This is a genomic window from Streptococcus sp. 17.1 (assembly GCF_016648655.1).
Taxonomy (GTDB): Bacteria; Bacillota; Bacilli; order Lactobacillales; family Streptococcaceae; genus Streptococcus; species Streptococcus salivarius_E.
Map to the genome: position 1 here is coordinate 168935 of NZ_JACLQM010000001.1, position 18751 is coordinate 187685.

28 protein-coding genes are annotated in these 18751 nt (G+C 41.8%); all 28 read right to left on the reverse strand.

Features of this window, described 5'->3' with window-relative positions; all coding sequences use genetic code 11:
* Positions 1–14: 14 nt before the first annotated feature.
* The 28 genes from H7T99_RS00780 to H7T99_RS00915 all read right to left on the reverse strand — a co-directional run bounded on the left by H7T99_RS00780 (position 15) and on the right by H7T99_RS00915 (position 18746).
* Entirely contained in the window at positions 15–386 is a 372-nt protein-coding gene (locus tag H7T99_RS00780) for a DUF806 family protein (RefSeq protein WP_201035900.1), read from the reverse strand.
* Between the two features lie 5 nt (positions 387–391).
* On the reverse strand, positions 392–814 hold the full coding sequence (locus H7T99_RS00785; RefSeq protein WP_201035901.1) for an HK97 gp10 family phage protein: 423 nt from the start codon (positions 812–814) through the stop codon (positions 392–394).
* Between the two features lie 6 nt (positions 815–820).
* Positions 821–1171, reverse strand: a complete 351-nt coding sequence (locus H7T99_RS00790; protein WP_201035902.1) for a phage head closure protein — start codon at positions 1169–1171, stop codon at positions 821–823.
* Positions 1171–1485: a head-tail connector protein gene (locus H7T99_RS00795; RefSeq protein WP_070577292.1), complete on the reverse strand. Its 315-nt coding sequence runs from the start codon at positions 1483–1485 to the stop codon at positions 1171–1173. Before H7T99_RS00795 ends, H7T99_RS00790 begins: the two co-directional genes overlap by 1 nt.
* Positions 1486–1500: 15 nt before the next feature.
* Positions 1501–2691, reverse strand: a complete 1191-nt coding sequence (locus tag H7T99_RS00800) for a phage major capsid protein (RefSeq protein ID WP_201035903.1) — start codon at positions 2689–2691, stop codon at positions 1501–1503.
* 14 nt (positions 2692–2705) lie between these two features.
* Positions 2706–3374, reverse strand: coding sequence for a head maturation protease, ClpP-related (locus H7T99_RS00805; RefSeq protein WP_155213702.1), 669 nt, complete (start codon positions 3372–3374; stop codon positions 2706–2708).
* On the reverse strand, positions 3361–4512 hold the full coding sequence (locus H7T99_RS00810) for a phage portal protein (RefSeq protein ID WP_201035904.1): 1152 nt from the start codon (positions 4510–4512) through the stop codon (positions 3361–3363). Before H7T99_RS00810 ends, H7T99_RS00805 begins: the two co-directional genes overlap by 14 nt.
* Positions 4513–4529: 17 nt before the next feature.
* Complete coding sequence (locus H7T99_RS00815) at positions 4530–4709, reverse strand: DUF1056 family protein (protein ID WP_118172001.1); 180 nt, start codon at positions 4707–4709, stop codon at positions 4530–4532.
* Between the two features lie 3 nt (positions 4710–4712).
* Complete coding sequence (locus H7T99_RS00820; RefSeq protein WP_201035905.1) at positions 4713–6590, reverse strand: terminase large subunit; 1878 nt, start codon at positions 6588–6590, stop codon at positions 4713–4715.
* A 12-nt stretch (positions 6591–6602) separates the two neighbouring features.
* Positions 6603–7079 carry a phage terminase small subunit P27 family gene (locus H7T99_RS00825; RefSeq protein WP_201035906.1) on the reverse strand — a complete coding sequence of 159 codons (477 nt, stop codon included), beginning with the start codon at positions 7077–7079 and terminating at the stop codon, positions 6603–6605.
* 175 nt (positions 7080–7254) lie between these two features.
* Entirely contained in the window at positions 7255–7773 is a 519-nt protein-coding gene (locus H7T99_RS00830; RefSeq protein WP_201035907.1) for an HNH endonuclease, read from the reverse strand.
* A gap of 123 nt (positions 7774–7896) precedes the next feature.
* A complete protein-coding gene (locus H7T99_RS00835; protein WP_201035908.1) occupies positions 7897–8295 on the reverse strand; it encodes a DUF1492 domain-containing protein in 399 nt (132 codons plus the stop codon).
* Positions 8296–8539: 244 nt separating this feature from the next.
* On the reverse strand, positions 8540–9250 hold the full coding sequence (locus tag H7T99_RS00840; RefSeq protein ID WP_207185321.1) for a DUF1340 domain-containing protein: 711 nt from the start codon (positions 9248–9250) through the stop codon (positions 8540–8542).
* Between the two features lie 53 nt (positions 9251–9303).
* Positions 9304–9582, reverse strand: a complete 279-nt coding sequence (locus tag H7T99_RS00845; protein ID WP_201035909.1) for a hypothetical protein — start codon at positions 9580–9582, stop codon at positions 9304–9306.
* The gene (locus tag H7T99_RS00850) at positions 9579–9827 is read right to left on the reverse strand and encodes a DUF1372 family protein (RefSeq protein ID WP_311627249.1); all 249 of its coding nucleotides are present in this window, start codon (positions 9825–9827) and stop codon (positions 9579–9581) included. The genes H7T99_RS00845 and H7T99_RS00850 overlap by 4 nt, the downstream gene beginning before the upstream one ends.
* On the reverse strand, positions 9808–10374 hold the full coding sequence (locus H7T99_RS00855; RefSeq protein WP_201035911.1) for a helix-turn-helix domain-containing protein: 567 nt from the start codon (positions 10372–10374) through the stop codon (positions 9808–9810). The genes H7T99_RS00850 and H7T99_RS00855 overlap by 20 nt, the downstream gene beginning before the upstream one ends.
* An 11-nt stretch (positions 10375–10385) precedes the next feature.
* Positions 10386–10616 carry a hypothetical protein gene (locus tag H7T99_RS00860; protein ID WP_201035912.1) on the reverse strand — a complete coding sequence of 77 codons (231 nt, stop codon included), beginning with the start codon at positions 10614–10616 and terminating at the stop codon, positions 10386–10388.
* Positions 10617–11132: a DUF1642 domain-containing protein gene (locus tag H7T99_RS00865; RefSeq protein WP_398577652.1), complete on the reverse strand. Its 516-nt coding sequence runs from the start codon at positions 11130–11132 to the stop codon at positions 10617–10619.
* Complete coding sequence (locus H7T99_RS00870) at positions 11122–11514, reverse strand: hypothetical protein (protein ID WP_201035914.1); 393 nt, start codon at positions 11512–11514, stop codon at positions 11122–11124. Before H7T99_RS00870 ends, H7T99_RS00865 begins: the two co-directional genes overlap by 11 nt.
* A gap of 9 nt (positions 11515–11523) precedes the next feature.
* Entirely contained in the window at positions 11524–11703 is a 180-nt protein-coding gene (locus H7T99_RS00875) for a hypothetical protein (RefSeq protein ID WP_201035915.1), read from the reverse strand.
* A gap of 129 nt (positions 11704–11832) precedes the next feature.
* Positions 11833–12057, reverse strand: coding sequence for a hypothetical protein (locus tag H7T99_RS00880; RefSeq protein WP_201035916.1), 225 nt, complete (start codon positions 12055–12057; stop codon positions 11833–11835).
* A gap of 4 nt (positions 12058–12061) precedes the next feature.
* Positions 12062–12307, reverse strand: a complete 246-nt coding sequence (locus H7T99_RS00885) for a hypothetical protein (RefSeq protein WP_201035917.1) — start codon at positions 12305–12307, stop codon at positions 12062–12064.
* Positions 12304–12699, reverse strand: coding sequence for a RusA family crossover junction endodeoxyribonuclease (locus H7T99_RS00890; RefSeq protein ID WP_201035942.1), 396 nt, complete (start codon positions 12697–12699; stop codon positions 12304–12306). The genes H7T99_RS00885 and H7T99_RS00890 overlap by 4 nt, the downstream gene beginning before the upstream one ends.
* 423 nt (positions 12700–13122) lie before the next feature.
* Positions 13123–15378 carry an AAA family ATPase gene (locus H7T99_RS00895; protein ID WP_201035918.1) on the reverse strand — a complete coding sequence of 752 codons (2256 nt, stop codon included), beginning with the start codon at positions 15376–15378 and terminating at the stop codon, positions 13123–13125.
* 10 nt (positions 15379–15388) lie between these two features.
* Entirely contained in the window at positions 15389–16972 is a 1584-nt protein-coding gene (locus H7T99_RS00900; RefSeq protein ID WP_201035919.1) for a DEAD/DEAH box helicase, read from the reverse strand.
* Positions 16972–17565: a hypothetical protein gene (locus H7T99_RS00905; RefSeq protein WP_201035920.1), complete on the reverse strand. Its 594-nt coding sequence runs from the start codon at positions 17563–17565 to the stop codon at positions 16972–16974. Before H7T99_RS00905 ends, H7T99_RS00900 begins: the two co-directional genes overlap by 1 nt.
* Positions 17566–17583: 18 nt before the next feature.
* Complete coding sequence (locus H7T99_RS00910; RefSeq protein WP_201035921.1) at positions 17584–18318, reverse strand: hypothetical protein; 735 nt, start codon at positions 18316–18318, stop codon at positions 17584–17586.
* A gap of 2 nt (positions 18319–18320) precedes the next feature.
* The gene (locus H7T99_RS00915) at positions 18321–18746 is read right to left on the reverse strand and encodes a hypothetical protein (protein WP_201035922.1); all 426 of its coding nucleotides are present in this window, start codon (positions 18744–18746) and stop codon (positions 18321–18323) included.
* Between the last annotated feature and the right edge of the window lie 5 nt (positions 18747–18751).

An 18751-nucleotide genomic window follows, 5' to 3' on the forward strand; every position in this document is an offset into this window, starting at 1 on the left:
TAATTTCTCCTTTGTTAAATTAATCTGTCGAGAGCAACAAAAAAGACCGCCGTAAGTTGTAACGTATCGGGGTCTATGCTATGTTCTCTCATATCTGTAATTGAGTATTGCTCAGATTTTAAGAATTTTAGCAATTCTATTTCAAAGGCTTCGATATCAAAATCAATATCAGCCTTGTAAAAAATCTGTACCTCTACCCTGTCTGTTTTTCCGAAAAAGGTATTATTCCCACTCAAATCAAGGGACGGATTGCTTTCAGTGAGCAAAACGATTGTCTTATCGGTATTTTCTTCGAGCTCTTTAGGCAAGTTGTTTGCATATACTTCGCTTATTTCACCAAATTCTTTGCCGTCAATTAGCTCTTTTAGTTTTACGGTCGCTAACACTTAAATCACTTTCCTCCTTTTCTTCGAATGAGTTTCTCATATTCCTCTTTTTCTGCTAATAGCACCTTTCTTTGAACGGCACTATCGTTTTGGACATTGGTAACGAAATGATCGGCACGGTATTTCTTAGTGCCGTCATTTAATCGTCTGGCATTTTGAGCGTGGTAGTTGTTTTTCCAGCCTACGGTTGCCACACCGTTCTTTCTGCCATCCGCATTCGTGGATTGGACAGATAAACCGTCAGCCATGTGCCCATACTTCAAATGTTTCTTGTTTGAGTAGTGTTTCTCCCTAGTAACTTCTTCCAGTTCCTTTTGAAACACCTTTGCGCCAGCGGTTGTGATTTTAGCTTGTTCCGCTGGTGTTAAATCACCAATGCTGGCGACTGTTTCAAGCCAGCCCTCTAGTGCTTCATCAAGCCCTACCATAAGCTATCACCCAACTTTCTTGTGCTTTCTCAAAGTCAGAAAGTCGTAGCGATTAAGTCCAAAGTTTTCGTTTGGACTGACACGGACAATGTCATACTGAGTACCATTTAGGACAGCGACTTGGCCTTCAATCACTTTAGCATTGTGGCGAATAACAATCACTCTTGTATCGCTTTCGCCATTCTGTTGGGCCAAATACTCTTGATTGAGTGTGCGAGTATGGGGTTTATAATGCAGCGTAAACTGTTTCACGAATTTCGGAACACTCACACCCGTAAATTTATTAGGGGTGCTTTGGTATGCACCAAAATCAGCCTTGAAACGAAAGTCTGAGGGTAAATATCTAACTTTAGGCATTAGTCACCTCTTTCTTCACTATACGTTGCGTATAAGCCCCTTAATTGCCCGATTATGCTATTCAAAGTTAAGTTAATAGGATAAGTCACTGTATCTGTTAGAGCCACTCGGTAGGTGAAATAAGAGCTTGTGAGGGCTATTACAGCCGTGTCAAACAAAGATTCTACGCTATCGAGGTCATAGAATTTTGGGTCATTCCCGACTGCATTGATAATGTACTGTTGAGCCGATTCAATGTAAGCTGGAATGAGTGCAGTGTCGTCTGTCTCATCCAGATTGAGGGTCTGCATGATAGTTTCCTTAGATACACTCATTGCTTACCTCCTAAATTAAGCCCCGGCAGTAAGATTAGCTTTTTGGTCAGCGATGGCTTTAAATGACGCTGGCACAAAAGCTTCTTCGTCCGTTTTAACAACATCGAAGCGGTCAATCACACGTACTTTGGTAGTGTCAGTTTCGAAAGCACCGCCGCCGATATTAGTTGAAAGTAATGACAAGTGTTGACGGTCAAACAATGTTACCGCTTGTTTCAAGTCACCAAAGTACAACGGCATAGCTCCACCAGTTCCATTAGCAAGCCAGCGGTCAGAAACTTCTTTAACTGCGAAACCATCGATTGAGTATCCAGTTGGTGATTTCACGTCACGTTCCATGAGGTAGTCACCCATTGCATTCTTAACTTTCTTAAGAGCAGTAAAGCCAGAAGTGTTAGTCAAAAAGAATGAAGTTTGTTTGATTGCTGGGTCAACTTTAGCTTCGAGATCAATGATGTCATCCCACTTAGCCAATGTTGGTTTAGTTGGGAGTGTTGCGATAACTTCCAAGATAGCTTTGTTACGAGTAACAACGACTTTCTTCGCAATCCATCCAGACAACCATGCGAGGATATTTTCAGCAGAATCAGCAAGCAAGCTGTTAGTTACTGTTGAGATACCAGCATAGCGTTTGATAGCGTAGCGGATAAGAGAAAGTTTTGGATCATCATTTGCACCGATTTGACCAGCTTCATCATCAATTTTGTTAAGTCCAGTAATGTCAGCCCATTTTTCGTAAACACGAGAACCAGTAAGAGTAGTTACGTTTTCAACGTTAACGTACTCTTGCAATGAATCGTATTGACGAACCAATGTATTGATAGCTGTGCGGATATCTTGTGGGATAGTCAAGCCAGCGTCAGAACCAGATGCGTCTGTTTTAGAATCAAGCAAGTTTTGGTAACGACCACGAACAAGGTTTTTGAAGTCTTTGACAAAATTAGCTTTCACTTCTTCTTCATTCTCAGTCAAAGGTTTCTTGTCTTCTTCAGTCATGTTAGCTACTTCGCTAGCACGAGCTTCAGTATATTGTTCCTTGAACATGTCACGTTTCATTTTCGCAGTGTCACGCTCGTTTTTGATTGCTTGCAATTCTTCAGCGGTAACTGAATCATCAAGCATAGCTACGTTAAGTTTTTCATTAAGATTTTCGACCTTGTCGCCTTGAGCAACCCAAAGGTCATGCAATTCGTTTGATGTTTTCATCAATCATCTTCCTTTCATTTTTCAAGTAAAATAGCCAATTTCTGCTCGCGCAATGTATTGGTTTTAGGTGTAGCAATCATATTTTTAAATTTAGTGATTGCTGATTTGCTTGGTAGTTGATGTACGGCATTCGTAACCATGATTTCTTCTTCATCGTTATCGAAGAACATGATTTCATCCGCAAATCCTTTATCAACGGCAGTTTTCGCATTAAGCCATGTTTCTTTTGCCATGAGATCAAGTAATTCCGGTTGTTTAAGACCAGTCTTCATTTCGTAAGCTAATGCAATAGATTCGTCAATGCTATTTAAGACCGCTGATTGATGCTCTAGGTCATCACTGTTTCCAATGATGCCAGTAGACGCCTTATGAATCATAATGTGTGCCGTTGGACTGATACGCACGGTATCACCAGCCATAGAAATGACACTCGCAGCACTAGCCGCAAGTCCTTGCACATTAACCACAATACGCTTGCCGCTTGCTTTAAGCATTGTATAGATTTCGCTAGCTGCAAACACATCACCACCATTTGACGCTATATTAAGCGTGATTTCTTCGTCTTCATCGTTAGCAATGGCATCCTGTACCAGTTTGGGATAGGTACTAGACATGCCAAAGTATTCGTAAAAAGCACCAGCATCATCGCTTACAATATCGCCTTTAATGTCAATCTTGCCCATTTGTCTCACCTCCTTTCAATACGGTTCGGTTAGGGTTTTCACCCTTCGGCAACTCTTTAGGCAAAATCTCAGCTTGTTGCAAAATATACAAGCCTTGATTTTGTGCGAGTGTGCCGCTTTTAACCATGCTATTGATACGGCTGATATAGTTAGCACCAGTCGGGTCAACCGCTGGGAAAATATCCGCATCCACATCGCATGAAAGTTTTTGAGACAACTCACTAAGAAACGGTCTTAAATAACGTGCGACTGCTTTAGAGTACACATTGGAACTCATTTCTAGTGATGATTGTTGGTCACCTTGTCCACCGACAACATTCTCTGGGATACCGTAGACTTTGGCAAATTGTCCGGTCGTCCAGTCCGCTTGCTTAAGTAGTTGGGCCACGTTGGATTTGATTTCAAGAGGTGTGAAGTCCTCTAAATCATCCAGTACCAACGGACCGCCTTGCATTTGCTTCATCGCTTGTCGTGAGCGTGAGACCTTGGTTTTGAAATCGAGCAAACCACCGCCCTTAATCTTCAAAATACCATTAGCGTTTAGGGCATTTTTGAGTGAATTAAGCGTTAACTTATCACTAGCTTTTTGAATATCTAGTTCTCTACCTAGAGCCATCAACGGGCTTACGCTTGTTAGCCCACCATCTACAGAAAGTAGTCTAAAGTGTAAGATATCGCTTTGTGGAACATGTTGTTTTGGTGGTATGCGTGGGTCGTCGAATGTGATGTTGTAATAAAGTCCATTTTGATTATCCAATCGGTTGAAAGAGACTTGAGACGGTCTTAAATACTCCCACTTCATATCACGCCCATTGTCGTTTCGCCATCGATATGCAAAAGCTTCCCCACCCAATAGCATTTGAGCAAAGATTGACTGGTAGAAATTAAAGCGGTTAGCGTTATTTGATGGGTTATCCACGATGCCTTGCATTTGTTTTCGGCTAGTCGTTAGTTTGGCAGTCGCAAGGTCGTTAGATAGCTGACTGATAATAGAGAATAGGTCCGAGTTTTTAAGAGCAGTTTCGGCTGATACCCACTCACTACCATTCAAGGTAGCTAAAAACTCTGGATCAGTGATATCAAAAAAGCCCCCTTGATTGCTCGGTGGGCTTTCGGTTGCTAAATTAAATATCGGCAATTATTATCACCTCCTTTCTAGCCTTTTTTTGCGGCTAGCTCACTAATTAAACCCGCTAGTACGAATGTAATGGTCATACTAATACCAAACCATACGTAGCCGAGGTTATAAGTGGTTAAATTAAGCGAAATCGCAGCTAAAATGAACATCAAAATGTCAAAAATAGCCCAAATTGCCTTAAAAAACTTCAAAATCATGTATTAATATTCCTCCAATAGCCCACTGTCTGGGTTTTTTAGCCAATTTAAAACGGCTTCTTGACTCATGTGCTCTACCTTCCACGTTGGGTTATTGGTAATAGCGTAGTCTTCAAACGCATACATGCCATCATAGAACGCATCGATAAGAGCGTCCACAACGTCGATTTTATAGGTCGATTTCATTTTATCGACTTGAATACCGATGTTATCCTCTTTAATTACCGCATTTATCAAGGCTTTACGCATGATTTCATCATCCAAACGGGTAATGTTGCCCTCAATAAAGAGTGTTTGAAGGAATTTTGTCGGGTCTTTCAACTCGCTTGTTCGTTGCCTAATCGGCATAAGTGGAAAGCTCGTGTTAGATTCCAAGGCCTTGATAATCTTTGAAACTCCCATAGCATCGTAGCCAAAGAAGACCACATCAAGCTGATTATCTTCCACATACTCACAAAACCAACGGTACACTTCCTCTGGATTGATTAGCCCTTGTGGGTGGCTTGTAATCGTGCAAAAGCCCTTGGTTTCCAAATCTCGATAATTAACCCCGTCTTGTTCCATTTTGGCTTCTAACGAGCCGGCTTGTTGCCATGGAATGAAACTATGCTGTTCGATATGCCATTTTTGACTACCGTCTTCAGTAACGTAGGGATAGACGAAACCAATAGCCGTGTTATCGCTGAACATTGAAGCGTCAAGACCAACATAAACACGTTTTCCCTTGATGTCAAAATCATCAACGACTGCATTTTCAATATCGGTCAAATCAAGGAAACTGTTGCTATCAGCTAGCAACCAACAATTCATGTTTTTGACTTGGAAGTCAGCAAGTTTTCCCATGAGTAATTTCTTGTCACGTTCGGAAAGTAGCCCTTTCATCAATCCATCCTTTAATTTAGGGTGGTTAAGTAGTGGGTTACTCTTTGCCCATGTTTCTGGTTTAAAGACTTCTTCCAAGTTATCTTGAGACCAGATTAGACATAGCTGGTCATCACCGGAACGGTCAAAATCACGTTCCATAATCTCAATCAGTTTCTTTTGCTCTTGATGAAATGGAACATCGGGCGTTTGGTAAGAAGTTGAAATTTCAATAAAGCGTGAGCCTTCGGTGTTAACTTGTCCGGATGTGATTTTAGAAACCCCTTCATCCGTTCTAAGCTCACCTACCTCATCGGCTACGGCCAGTTTAAAGTGTTTACCGTCAAATTTACCAGATTCAAACGAGATAGTATGAATAGTGTTAGCATCTACGAGCGATTTAATTTCTCGTGAATATAATTGGACTTGTGTTTCTTCTGCTAGCGACTTAAACGGCTCATTCTCTATGATTCTAGCCATCATAGATTTAACATAAGTATATAGCTTCATCGTTTGGTCGAAGTTTAGCGAGCTAACGAGAAAATCTTGGTTACTTTGCCCAATAATCTCAATCAAATAAGAGAAATTAAGGCAAATACCAGCTATCATCGTTTTACCTTGTGAACGGGCAATAGAAATGATGATATTTGAAAACCTTGGTACATCGTCTAAATCGAACCATGCAAAGAGTTGAGCGAATATAAAATACTGCCAATCCATAGGCTCTAACTTTTGGCTCAGGTCATCAACGTTAGGCACTAATGATAGGAATTTCAAGAAACGGTTAAACGCTTCGACTGAATAGACATAAGGAAAATCGCTATCCCCTTGTCTTTGCAAGTCTCGGAGGTGTCTAAAACATGCTAATTGGATATTGTAACCAGCAACAATCTTGCCATCTAACACATTGAAACAGTATTGTGTGCCATAGTCTGTATAGGTTTTTCGTTCATAAGAAAAATCGATGCTATTATAAGCATCGATTACATCTTTAGACTTGGTTAAGTCAATCTCTTGCATGTTTCACCTCCTTTATTTGAAAAATGCTGCCATCTTATCTTTCATCGAAGAATTATCCGCTTGACTTCCGGCTATTTCAGCCAATTCTGCCCTTCCTTTAGGGGTCAAACCTAGCTGAATGCCTATTTTATTAAGGGTTTCAGTGGCATCTTTCATCGTCGCAACCGCTGGGTTCTTTCTAAATCCCATTGACTGCTCACCTAGAATCTCGCCACTACCTTGTGCTTGGATGACTTTCTTAATCTCGGTTTGGATACCGTTTTCTTTCACATCCTCATAGGCTTTTTTGTAAATCTCGTAGTTAGTACAGTAGGTTTCCACAAGAAACGTGTCAATGCGTTCGACCTTTTCTGTTGCTTTTAAATACGGAATGATTTTAGTCCAAACTGACCTCGCCACTGTGCCCAAGTAGTTCGGTGGGTCAATGGGTAGAAAGCGGTCATTTTGCTCGTAAAACGGTTTTCGTTTAGCTGGTGACTTATTCGCCATTTTCTCACTTCCTATCTTGATTATGACACCGCTTAAAAACCCTCAAAATTGGCGTGCGGTGTAAGAAAACACCTTGTGGCGGCTCTCCTTGGCACGAGAAGGGGGCGGGGGTCAATTTTAAAATTTGCCGAGTGTTATTTACCCACCCTTATTATAAAATCGTGCTATGGGCTTATTAGAGGGGTTTAACAACGTCCTCTTTTTTGCGGGCTATTAAATCTGCCCACGTTGCCACGGAAAGTCGTAGCTCGGTGTTCTGTTTTGTTCTATTTTGACCAGTACCATATATCTCTTGTTCCAAAGTCCTCTTGGTGTTATCACAGCTTCTGCATGTAGCTACTACGTTTGAAATTTCAGTTCTAAGTTCTGGAGCTATTTCAACGGGTGTTACGTGGTCGCCTATACGAGCGTCTGGTGTGGTCACACCCAAGGCAAGACAGTACTGACACAGATAGTTGTCACGTTCCAAAGCTATCTTACGAATAGAAGACCAAGTCTTCGAGCGATAGAATGCGTAGCGTTCCTTGCTCTCATCGTCTCTGTTCCTTACTCGTGTGTTGTATCTTGTGCGTGAGTATCTCTGTCTCTCTTCGGTGTATGCTGCTTCCATACTGCTATGTGTACTACAGTAATGTAATGGTCTCTCTGTTAGAGCATGGCATCCATCCGCCTTGCATCGTCTGACCATTGGCATGGGTATACCTCCTCTCAGTCAGATAAATAAAAGAAGAACACTCCTGTGTCCTTCTGATTCGATAATACTATACTACCATGACTAGAGTATGATGCACTATAGATTGGTGTAGATCAATGCAGATTAGTCCAAATACTTCTCAGCTTGTCTTAGCTTCACATAGTAGGTTGCCTTACTAAAGCCCATACGGTCACATATCTGCCAGATATCTAGCTGGTCTATATATACCATCTGGAGTAGGGAGCGTGCATCTATATCCCCCACCTCTGCGATTTGACGGCGGAAGTCTAGCTTTTGCTTAATAGCCTCGGCAGTGAAACGTTCCACTTCCTCCCTAGCCGTCATAAGTTCTACATAGATATCATCCTTGCCCTTACGTTTACCACCTTGTACCATATCTGTTTGCATAGCACCAGCCGTTACTTTTAGCGCTTGCGATTCCAGTCGTTTGATTTGTTCTATCTGACTGTCAATATATCTATCAAGCGCTTTGATTCGTTGCAGTCGTTCCACTGTTCTCATAAATACGTTCCTTTATGGTATAATAATATTATTAGCGTTTGAACAGTCCTAGGCATTAGTCTGGGTCTTTTTTTATTACAAGCATAAAGAAGGATTAGGCTACCACCTCCCATACGTTGTATTTAGCCCTGCCACCAGCTATGCAAGGCTAGGGTAACAAGAATAAAAAAGGTTCCTCGATTCTAATTGTTTATTTAACTGGTAATAGCTAGTGAGGGAGTTGAACCCTCTTAAACCGTTCTAGCTACACGCCTAACATGTAGGCTGTATATAAGGTTTTTCTGACCGTTGCTTTATTACGACCCACCTTGCCTTTATTACGATATTCAAGAGTGATACGGTCAACTTCGTCATCCAAGATCTCTGGCCATTCGTAGTGATTGAATACATACTTAGCTATCTCACTGAATAGCTCTCTGGATAGCAGTCCTTCTAGCTGAATCACCTTCCGAGGCGTTAGAACAACACGTTCTACATAGAATGCATTGATAGCACTGTAGATGTTTTTAGCTTCCTTCTTCGAGCAGCCCTTAACGTCCATAATGTGCCTGACAATGCTGTTTGGATAAGTAGATCTTAACGCTTCTACTTCCTTGCGATAACGTTGGAATAGCTCCTCGGTCAGTCCAGCGTTGGTTTTATCCAAAACGGGGCGCGTGGTTTTACCTCTTGTGTAATTAGTAGACAGATAGTCTTGAAGGTCGTCGAATAATTCATCAGAAATGATGCCTTCTAGTCTAGCGACTGTTGCTGGCGATATCCTCGCACGTTCCACGACTGCACTATTAAATGCTTGATAAATGATACGAGCTTGTACTTCACTGCACTGTTTCACATCTTGAAAAAACTGCTTATAAGAGCCTTTTTTGTGTATTTTTCTAAGTACTGCATGCTCACTGACTAACCGTTGGTATAATTCCTTGGTCAGTCCGGAATATTTGTATTTCACGCTCATGAGCTTACCTCTGCCGACCACGCTCTAAATCTAGGTATCATCCCAAATCCTCCTTAAATAAATAAACTAGCTAACCAAATTAAAAATGCACATGTAATGATTTTTGAAATGCTGCTTTTTACAACGTATGAGTAATCCTCTTCAGATTCTTTTTTGCTGGGTAACACAGGCCAGATGAAAGATAGTAGTGCATCCGTCCCTAATGCTTGCCATACTGTAATTTTACCAACTGGAACAATTGTTGTGATAATTTCATTCCAGCCATACTGAACAACAAATGGCGATACAACGATTACAAATACCGCTCCTAAAATAATTCCTAATTTTTTCATTGCCCTCTCCCTTTCAAATAACTAGGAATATCATCCCCGACGTTTACCGCATCATACTGTTCCTTGCTTACTAGGAACTTGCCATACGCCCCACAATCGAGCGTGTAGAGTTTCCCGACCATTGATTTTCCAGTTACCTTGCCATGTAATTCAACGGCATTATCAGCCTTGTGGATAAGTACCATCTCGATAGGTCGGTTGACTACCCAGACCACTGTACCGATGTTAATCGCCAGCGATAGCACTAGCAGAATCGTCGCTACTATTAGCTGATTCTCTCGTTTTGGTTTTAACAAAGTTGTCATCAACCATCATTCCCTTTCTATCCTTGATGTCGTTGTAAGCTATTGTGAGGCACTCCTCTACGTCGTAGCCAAGCTGCAAGCATAAAACTACTAGCGTTACGATAGAGTCGCCTATAGCGTCTTTTAGCGACCACTCTGGGTCAGCGAAATCGTGAGGCTTAAGAAACACGTCTCTAATCTCGCCTACTTCCTCAGTGATCTTCATCCATTCGATTTTAGGATTGCCTTTGTCCAGTCCATGACTAATAGCCCAATCATTGACCTTGTCGATTAGTTCAGCGATACCGTCCTTTGTTGGTGTATCAAGTCCTAGCAGATAACCAACGCTAACACCGAAATACTCAGCTATCTTTTTGGACTTTCCTATGCTGATTTGCCTTTTGCCGTTCTCGTATTGAGACAATGTACTATCTGGCAAACCCAATTCTTTAGACAGATTCATAAGAGTTAGCCTTTTATTTTTTCTTAACTGTTTAAGTCTGTTCATCGTTTGATCTCCTATTCAGTTTTCGTTATATCGTCGGCTAGAAAAATAAACGGTTCTTTCACATAAATAGGATTGTCGAAAATTGGCTTTTCTCTAAAAGATCCCAACGGAATATCTTTTAGAAATATTGCAGAAACAAATTTGTCCTCTTCCCGAACGCAATCAATCTTCTCAGTGTTGATCAATATCCTTGACCCTTCTTCGCCGTTTTTTATCGGTGTCACTTCGATAAATCTTGCCACCTATTCCACCTCCTCAACTTCCACGCCCTCGCAATCGAAGACCCAGCCGAAGCCGTTTGACTCCAGCTCTTTGCGAGTGTGGGCTACTCTTGCCTCCTGCGTCCTGCCATCGTCGTCAAGAAACCAAAAGTCCCAATCTGTATTGTAATTCAAAAAGGTGTCATCATCGTCAAACCCTTTGATTTCAACCGTATACCTAGGCTCTTCCTCGACCTCATAGCCAAACTGGTGCATGTTGATGAGGGCAGTGATAGCTTCGTTCTCATAAGCCGTGGACATCCAGCGTTCGAAATTGTCCCAGCCTACATCGTCCCAATTAGCTAGATATTCCCCGATTTCTTCGTTAAAAACGTCCTTATTCTCCTCATACCAATCCGCCACGTACTTCGGAACTACTGGCTTAGGAATAATTGAATCATATAAATCCTCAGCATGGGCCATTGAAAGGTGCCCTACTGTTGCCAATTTCTGTACTGCTTCATCTCTTGTCATTCTACTTTCTCCCTTAATCAACATTTTTAAGTTTTACAGGCACCCACATTTTAGGGTTGTAATTGATCTCATATTTGTACTTTGAAACATTCGGTACTTCAACATCTTCTACTACATAAGAGACATTATCTGACAAACCGATAATATGTTTTTGATATTTGTTCTTACCATTTTCTACAACAATTTCAAGTTGTTTATCATGAGTATCAGCCTTGATGGACATCCTACCGCTCATTTGGAACATTACGTCATTTGTAATAGCATCAATCACCGTTACTTTTCGAACAACATTAAAGTTATCCGACTCTTGAGATAAATTTTCAGATACTCTATTTGCCTCTGAGCAACCAGTTAAAAATAATAAACCACTTACAGTAATAATTGCCATTTTACTTAATTTGTTCATGCTTCCACCTCACACATAATATTTTCGTTCAAACTCAATCATCTCTTGCCTAAGTTCAATTCCTAGACGTTTGATTTTTGCTTTGTTAGCTGCCGATGCTGTCCACTTGTTAGGCGGTTCTTTAAAAAGTTTCTCACACTCGGAAATGTATCTATCGTACAGCCTTTTTACGTAATCTAATTCATCCATCACATTCCACCATTTCAACCTTATATTTTCGTGCGTTGCGATATTTCACACCTAATCTGTGCATTTCGTTGATAGCGTCGTTCTTATTGCTGAAGACTTGCTCACTGTCTTCCATGTTGTCGTAGTAAACTATAACCTTGTATTGCATAGCTCCATCATTCCTTTCAATAGTTCTTCATCCGGCAATTGCTCCAACGTTAGAATCCGGTTGAGTTTCTTATTCCCAATACCTAATTTCATTGCCACTGCGCCTTTCTTTTGATGCGTGGTATAAAACCAGAGTCTAAAAAACTCTACATATTCTAATACCGTTACCGGTTCGTATGGCCTTGATGCATATTTAATGCCAGCCATGCGATCATTCCATCGTTTTACCATTAGTTGTACCTGAGACCTCCCTAGCCTTCTCATCCAGGAAATCCCAGATAATATGGAATTGATTTTTGACTAAAGTATCGTTATTGTATTTTTCACAGACCTTGTTGATAGAGACAACCACCCAATTCCAGTATGCAGGGGTATTAAAACCGACCTGTTGCATCATTTGGTTGTTCTCTCTCATCCAATTTGGAACTTCAGTCTCGAAGAAATTGATATAATTCATAGCTTTTCCACCTTAACATATATTCCAACAGTGTCTGACCAAAACTTTTCAGCAATCTCACTAGCTACTTGTGCATCATCATGCCAATAGCCAAGATCCGTCATGCAGTCCTTGAGTAATTTTTGCAAATTATCCGTATCTGGCTTAGTAGTCTTGTACTGGCCATGAGTCGCTTTTTTGATTTTAGGAAATAGCCACTTGACTGTGAGACGTATAGGTCCTTCGATTTTTTCGTTTGGAGCATACGGAGCAAGCAGGGTTGAAAATAAGTCTCTAGCTTCTTTCAATTTTTGAGGCTCATAGAATTTCGGCTTACCATTCACCACAGCGACTTTTTTCTGTTGGTGTGTCGTAGTTGGAATTTTTTTCATCGACAAGAAAAACTCAATCACCATATCCAACCTCTCTCATTTTTCTAATTTTCACTTCACCGCTCACTTTCTTTTTTCGCGCCTAAGTTCAGAGTGAAGGACAGGGTTACAGGGTTACATGGGGGAGTCTTAGGACCCCCATGTTCCTGTACCTGTTCTTCTGAACTCTCAGGGACATTTCCCAAATTCTATCTATGAATATAGATAGAATTCTGTCCCTATTTTTGTCCCTATTTTTTCCAATTTGTCCCTATTGCTCCAAAACCGCATGGTTGAGCGATTTCTTAGGGACATTTTCCAATTTGTCCCTTGTCCCTATTAGGCTTTAGGGACATCCGGACATTTTCCAATTTGTCCCTTTTTTGGGACGGACAAAATGGGTTTTTTCTTCCAATTTGTCCCTCCAATTTGTCCCCAATTTGTCCCTGTCCCTTTTTGAATTTTTCAGGTATTTTTTTTGTGAATTTTCCCGTTTTTCACCTCAAAAATTTCTGAGTTTTTGATCCATCTTCTGATAGTTTTTTCGCTAACAGGTTTTTCTTCTGTTGAAAAATATTCCACAATATCATCAATCGTGACTGGATCCATTCCATCGTCTAATGCTTGAATTGCATTAACAAGTTTTTCTTTATTTTTCTCTGCTGTCTTCTTCTTCGATTCTGGACCTTTATTTAGGTTCTTTTTCCAAGCTGGGGCGTTATCTTCCAGTTGAATATCAGCCAGCACTCCAGTAGTATCCACTTCATGGACTGGATAGCTGAACCACATATTAACAGGGGCAAATTTGGCGAACTCACGAAGGGTCCCTTCAACTCGCCAAGCAGTTGCAATCTCAATGCTGTGAGTCCTAGCCTTGACCTCGTCAAGGTAAGGTTTACGCTTCATAACATCAGGAATTGCTTTGTCAAAATGTTGTTGCATTTGATAGCGACTTCCCAAATCGTCAAGACTGACATTCTGTTGGTAATAATCGTTAGCCTGTTCTTGCAAGGCTCTTTGGTAAATCTTAGCCGTTGCTTTTTCAGTCCGAGCTTTAACGAGGTCTTCGTTAAGTTCTAACTCTACTAAGTCAACCAGAGCATCAGGGTCTCTGGCAAATACTCCAGAACCGCTAGCACGGTCCATGGATTTCTTACCGCCTTGGCTCCCTTTAGAATGGTGATGACAGTAGATTACAGCACACCCTAGCTCAGTAGCCACTTTATCGAATTGATTAGTGAAATGTGCCATTTGGTCCGCTGAGTTCTCGTCACCCGTCAGGACCTTATAGATAGGATCGATAATCACGGCTTGGTAATTCTTTTTCAGTGACCGCCTAATGAGTTTCGGGGCCAGCTTATCCATTGGCACTGTCTTCCCACGGAGATTCCAAATATCGATATTACCAACGCTTGCTGGAGGTAAATTCATAGCATCGTAGACATCTTTAAAGCGGTGAAGGGCTGACGGCCTATCCAGCTCTAAGTTGACGTAGAGGACTTTGCCTTGTTCGCACTGCCAACCAAGCCACTTGCGACCCTCTGCGATGGCAATCGATAACTCGATGAGGGCAAACGACTTACCAGCTTTTGACGGCCCTGCAATCAACATCTTATGACCTTGACGCAACACTCCGTGGATAAGCTCTGGAGCTAAATCTGGAAGGTGGTCCCATTCGTCTGCTAGCGTTTCAGGATCAGGAAGGTCGTCGTTTAAATCTTCAACCCATTGATACCATTCTTCGTAGTTGGCTTTTCCCAGATTTGTGTCGATCAAGAATTGCTTATGGCCATTTCGGATTACTCCAGGCATGCGAGAGAGTCGGCTTGGATTACGGTTTTGGGTATCAATATCAAGTCCATTTTTCTTACAAATCTGATAAATGTAATCGACACGTTTTCGATATTCTTGGTAGTCTCTAGCATCCACTCGTACCACTGCATGCAACGACTTGTGTCCAGAGTGTACTAGTGTCGCAATAGGAAGCTCTAACTCTTTAAATAGAGCGTACTGTTTCCCAAGCTCCATGCTGTCTGATTCTACTAAAGCGTATCTGAAATCAGTGACATTATCGTTCTTGACACCCTTTCCATCCAACGGGTTGAAACGAATCCAGGCACCAGCTTCTTCCTTGTAGTCTCCAAAAACTGCACCGATATCATCGCCATTACTCTGAAGTTCTTTAATAAGCTCTCCGGCAGTCCTGTCATAATTGCCTTGAGTTGGCTTATAGATTGGCCCATTCTCTGTTTCAATCGGATAAGTAGATGTGACATAACCAACAAGGTCGGTCATTTCAAACAATGTTTCGATGTATTTGACAAGATCCTGTACTGGATGCCAATTTAACGGCTCTCGGATTTCTTTTGACTCTACCCAGTTTTTATCAACGATTTGATAATCACGGTCGATTGTAGAATCCCAGCCAAGCTCATAGCTTTCGCCTGACTTGTTCATTGGCTCCCAACCGTTGTCTTTAGCCATCTGAGTGATAGTTGCGCCGGTAACATCATCAGAGCCATTATTGTGAAAAGTATCCCATTTAGTGAAGCACTCGCCTTTTTTATAGCGGCTGTCAGATTGAGACCAAGCGTCCCAATCCATTGCCGTGTATCCCTCCTGTTTTAGGGCCATTCCTACGTTCACCCACTCTTGATAAGACAATGTAGAAGGGTCAATATAATCTAAGAGTGGGATTAAATCAAAAGTACCTTCTGACATTTAATCTCCTTTATTCCGGCTGGTATGTGGCTGGAATGATTCCTTTTGGCATTCTCCAACCGCTTGCAGCAATTCGGTTAATCAGATTGCTAGCATCTTCAAATTTCCACATTCCGACATTTCGGAAGCCACGACCTTCAAGTAATCGTATCTGTTTAGGTGTGGTCAATCCACTGTCTTTGCGTTTGTTTAAGCGGTCTAGTAGTTTGCCAGCTTTTCCGGCATTGCCGATTTCTTCGGTATAGATTCCGAATTTTTCGAGTGCTTTAAGTTGTTTTTCTGAAGGCGGAGCCATTTCCCAACCGAATGATGGAACGTAGTCAGCAAGATCCTCTGCTTGGATAGACATTTCAAATTGAAGTGGGTCCACTAACTTACGCTTCTTACGGCGCTGTTCAGCCAACTGCTTTGCAAGTGCTTCTTCACGTTCAGCAACGACATCCTTGCTAGCTTGTTCTTCAGCTTCTAACAGACTGAACTCAACCTCAGTATCTTCAGCCATGTTTTCGGTCATCTTTTTGGCAACTTCTGGACTGCTAGCGATTAAGTGCGCTGGCCTACAAAGTTCGTGACGTTCAGTGTGCCATAGGAAATCGAGTAGTAATAGATTTTCCTTCCCTGGTGCAAGGCGTGTACCACGTCCCACCATTTGACTATACAGAGCACGGACTTTTGTCGGTCTTAACACAACCACACAGTCTACTGTTGGACAATCCCACCCTTCGGTTAATAGCATCGAGTTACACAGAACATTGTATTTATCCTTGTCGAATTCCTCTAAAATCTCTGCACGGTCTTTAGACTCTCCGTTAACCTCAGCCGCCTTAAATCCTTTGGCGTTAAGGATATCACGGAATTTCTGCGAAGTCTTAACCAAGGGCAAGAAAACGACTGTTTTCCTGTCTTTGCACTGCTTAACCATCTCGTCTGCAATTTGTTCGAGATAAGGGTCTAAGGCTGTTCCAATCTCACTTACCTTAAAATCTCCTGCTTGTTGGCTGACCGTTGATATGTCTAACTCAAGTGGAATAGTGATAGCTGTGATTTTCGATAGATACCCTGATTTAATCGCATCAACTAATGGATACTCATAAGCTAAACTATCGAAATAGCTGCCTAGATTTCGCATATCACCACGGTCTGGCGTAGCTGTGACGCCTAAGACGTTAGCTTCTCCGAAGTGCTCCAGCACACGCTGATAGCCGTCTGATATAGCGTGGTGAGCTTCGTCGATGACAATAGTGTCGAAGTGATTAGGTGGGAACTGACTGAGTCGTTTCTCACGCTGCATGGTCTGTACTGAACCAACGACAACACGAAACCATGAGCCAATTGAAGTATTTTCAGCTTTCTCCAGTGCCGTTCCTAGCCCTGTAGCCGTCATTAATTTATCACTGGCTTGTTCCAAAAGTTCTGAGCGATGAGCGAGAACGAGAACACGTTCTCCCATCTTGACACGGTCTTCTATAATTTTTGAAAAGACGATGGTCTTGCCACAGCCAGTGGGTAGGACAAGTAGCGTGCGCTTCCTGCCCTCCTTCCACTCTTGCTGTACCTTAGCCCTTGCCTCTTCTTGGTAAGGTCTAAGTTGCATTAGAATCCTCCGAATCCACCACCGTTAGGTGCTTGTTGAGGTTGTTGAGGCTGTTGATATCCTTGGTTTTGTTGAGGTGCCGCTTGGTAGTTAGGCGCTTGCTGTTGAGGAGCTTGTTGTCCACCACCTTGAGAAACATTGGCATTCAACACTTTTGTCCAATCAACACTGTCAGCGTAGATCATTTGTTTGACATCGTTATATACAGTGTCATTGTATGTGCGATTTCCGACACGGCACACCCCTGTTGAACCTACAACGGTATTCCAATTCATTTGAAGTGGTTCTCCGTGTTTCTTTTGCCCGATAGCGCCAAAGAACGCTGAGAGCATTCCTTCAGTAGAAGAGTGCAAGAATAGATTGTGTGTCATTGTTGCAAGACCTTCTTCAGTCTCAACTTGGATTGTGATGATCGCTTTGTTACACGCTGGCAGTTTCCCAGGTTTTTGTGGGTTTGGAGTGTAACGTCCACGTTCGAAGTTTGTAACAGTAAATACATAATCACCGGGAGTTAGCGTGATAAACTCCTTAGCATCTTCTTGAATAGTATCGTCCCATCCGAATTCACGTTTAAAGTTATTGTTGTAAGTCATGTATGAAATCCTTTCCTATTAAGCCAAAATAGTGATATTGTCTTGATCTTTGAGCCCTGCTTTGAGGTAGTCAGCGATGTTTTTAATAGCTTCCAGTTTCCATTTGCCACCGTCTGCTTCAAAAAGTGCAAGTTCAGCATCTTTGTTTATGCGGAGTACAAACTGACTAGATGGCTGTTCGACTTCTGTAAAAGTACGATATGGACGTAATGTAACTGGGTTTGGTGCAGTTGCTTTCGCAAAACTAGCTACCCCTGATTTCACAGTAGTGGTCTGGTTGATACCGTTATCCACAATGTCAGCACCGTTTTCGACTTTTAGAGCACTTGCAAATTCGAGTACAACTTGACGATCATCCTCGTCAATAAAGGCAGACTGCAGCATAATATTGAACTGCTCTTGGTTATTCCACTGGTTCAATCGAATACCTGGAGTGTATGCTACTACGGAGACGAGTTGAGGACGTCTGCCGTATTCCCAATCAACCTGATCATAAACTATGACATCTTTAGGGGACTCTACCACAATGATTTTTTTAGAGGCACTGATAGCGTCATTGTCTGACTTGAGATAATCAATAAGACTGTCAAGAGTACACAATTGAAGTTTTGGTGCAATTTTCCGAGGGTTAACTTCCAGGAGGTCAAATTGATTTGCATTATAGTACTGCTTGTCACCAACTTGGATGACTTTTCCAGCACGTTCAGCTAGCTCTACACTGTACTCAAGAGCTTCTTTGATGTTTTCTGCCATGTTTAATTACCCGCTTTCTTTTGTTTGTTGAAGTCAATGACATCGTTGTTGATACCTTTTTCAATGTCTTCGATTGGCTCACCAACGTCTGTACGAAGGATCGCTTTGTCGTCAAAGTATGTCTGACCAGGCATGTTGCTCTTAAGTTCGTTTGCATAGACTTGACTACCTTCTTGCCCAATGAGGACGGTAGTAGCAACAGCTTTTTGAGGTGCAAGAGTTGACTTGACTTCCATTGCAGTAGCTACTGTTTGACGTGTATCGTCTGGCTTCATTGTCAAAGTGATAGCAAGTTTACGAGCTGTCTTAGTCTCGGTATTTGGATCTAAGATGTTAGCGATGACTCTTTCAAGTTCTTTATCGACTTTCTCTTGAAGACCACCATCACCGATTTGTGATAGGTCTAATTTGATAGTTTTATCTGACATGATTT

Bases quoted from the DNA above. Each gene is read 5' to 3' on its own strand.
- H7T99_RS00785 (WP_201035901.1), bottom strand. From the start codon at position 814: ATGGTAGGGCTTGATGAAGCACTAGAGGGCTGGCTTGAAACAGTCGCC.
- H7T99_RS00790 (WP_201035902.1), bottom strand. From the start codon at position 1,171: ATGCCTAAAGTTAGATATTTACCCTCAGACTTTCGTTTCAAGGCTGAT.
- H7T99_RS00795 (WP_070577292.1), bottom strand. From the start codon at position 1,485: ATGAGTGTATCTAAGGAAACTATCATGCAGACCCTCAATCTGGATGAG.
- H7T99_RS00800 (WP_201035903.1), bottom strand. From the start codon at position 2,691: ATGAAAACATCAAACGAATTGCATGACCTTTGGGTTGCTCAAGGCGAC.
- H7T99_RS00805 (WP_155213702.1), bottom strand. From the start codon at position 3,374: ATGGGCAAGATTGACATTAAAGGCGATATTGTAAGCGATGATGCTGGT.
- H7T99_RS00815 (WP_118172001.1), bottom strand. From the start codon at position 4,709: ATGATTTTGAAGTTTTTTAAGGCAATTTGGGCTATTTTTGACATTTTG.
- H7T99_RS00820 (WP_201035905.1), bottom strand. From the start codon at position 6,590: ATGCAAGAGATTGACTTAACCAAGTCTAAAGATGTAATCGATGCTTAT.
- H7T99_RS00825 (WP_201035906.1), bottom strand. From the start codon at position 7,079: ATGGCGAATAAGTCACCAGCTAAACGAAAACCGTTTTACGAGCAAAAT.
- H7T99_RS00830 (WP_201035907.1), bottom strand. From the start codon at position 7,773: ATGCCAATGGTCAGACGATGCAAGGCGGATGGATGCCATGCTCTAACA.
- H7T99_RS00835 (WP_201035908.1), bottom strand. From the start codon at position 8,295: ATGAGAACAGTGGAACGACTGCAACGAATCAAAGCGCTTGATAGATAT.
- H7T99_RS00840 (WP_207185321.1), bottom strand. From the start codon at position 9,250: ATGAGCGTGAAATACAAATATTCCGGACTGACCAAGGAATTATACCAA.
- H7T99_RS00845 (WP_201035909.1), bottom strand. From the start codon at position 9,582: ATGAAAAAATTAGGAATTATTTTAGGAGCGGTATTTGTAATCGTTGTA.
- H7T99_RS00855 (WP_201035911.1), bottom strand. From the start codon at position 10,374: ATGAACAGACTTAAACAGTTAAGAAAAAATAAAAGGCTAACTCTTATG.
- H7T99_RS00865 (WP_398577652.1), bottom strand. From the start codon at position 11,132: ATGTTGATTAAGGGAGAAAGTAGAATGACAAGAGATGAAGCAGTACAG.
- H7T99_RS00870 (WP_201035914.1), bottom strand. From the start codon at position 11,514: ATGAACAAATTAAGTAAAATGGCAATTATTACTGTAAGTGGTTTATTA.
- H7T99_RS00875 (WP_201035915.1), bottom strand. From the start codon at position 11,703: ATGGATGAATTAGATTACGTAAAAAGGCTGTACGATAGATACATTTCC.
- H7T99_RS00880 (WP_201035916.1), bottom strand. From the start codon at position 12,057: ATGGCTGGCATTAAATATGCATCAAGGCCATACGAACCGGTAACGGTA.
- H7T99_RS00885 (WP_201035917.1), bottom strand. From the start codon at position 12,307: ATGAATTATATCAATTTCTTCGAGACTGAAGTTCCAAATTGGATGAGA.
- H7T99_RS00895 (WP_201035918.1), bottom strand. From the start codon at position 15,378: ATGTCAGAAGGTACTTTTGATTTAATCCCACTCTTAGATTATATTGAC.
- H7T99_RS00900 (WP_201035919.1), bottom strand. From the start codon at position 16,972: ATGCAACTTAGACCTTACCAAGAAGAGGCAAGGGCTAAGGTACAGCAA.
- H7T99_RS00905 (WP_201035920.1), bottom strand. From the start codon at position 17,565: ATGACTTACAACAATAACTTTAAACGTGAATTCGGATGGGACGATACT.
- H7T99_RS00910 (WP_201035921.1), bottom strand. From the start codon at position 18,318: ATGGCAGAAAACATCAAAGAAGCTCTTGAGTACAGTGTAGAGCTAGCT.
- H7T99_RS00915 (WP_201035922.1), bottom strand. From the start codon at position 18,746: ATGTCAGATAAAACTATCAAATTAGACCTATCACAAATCGGTGATGGT.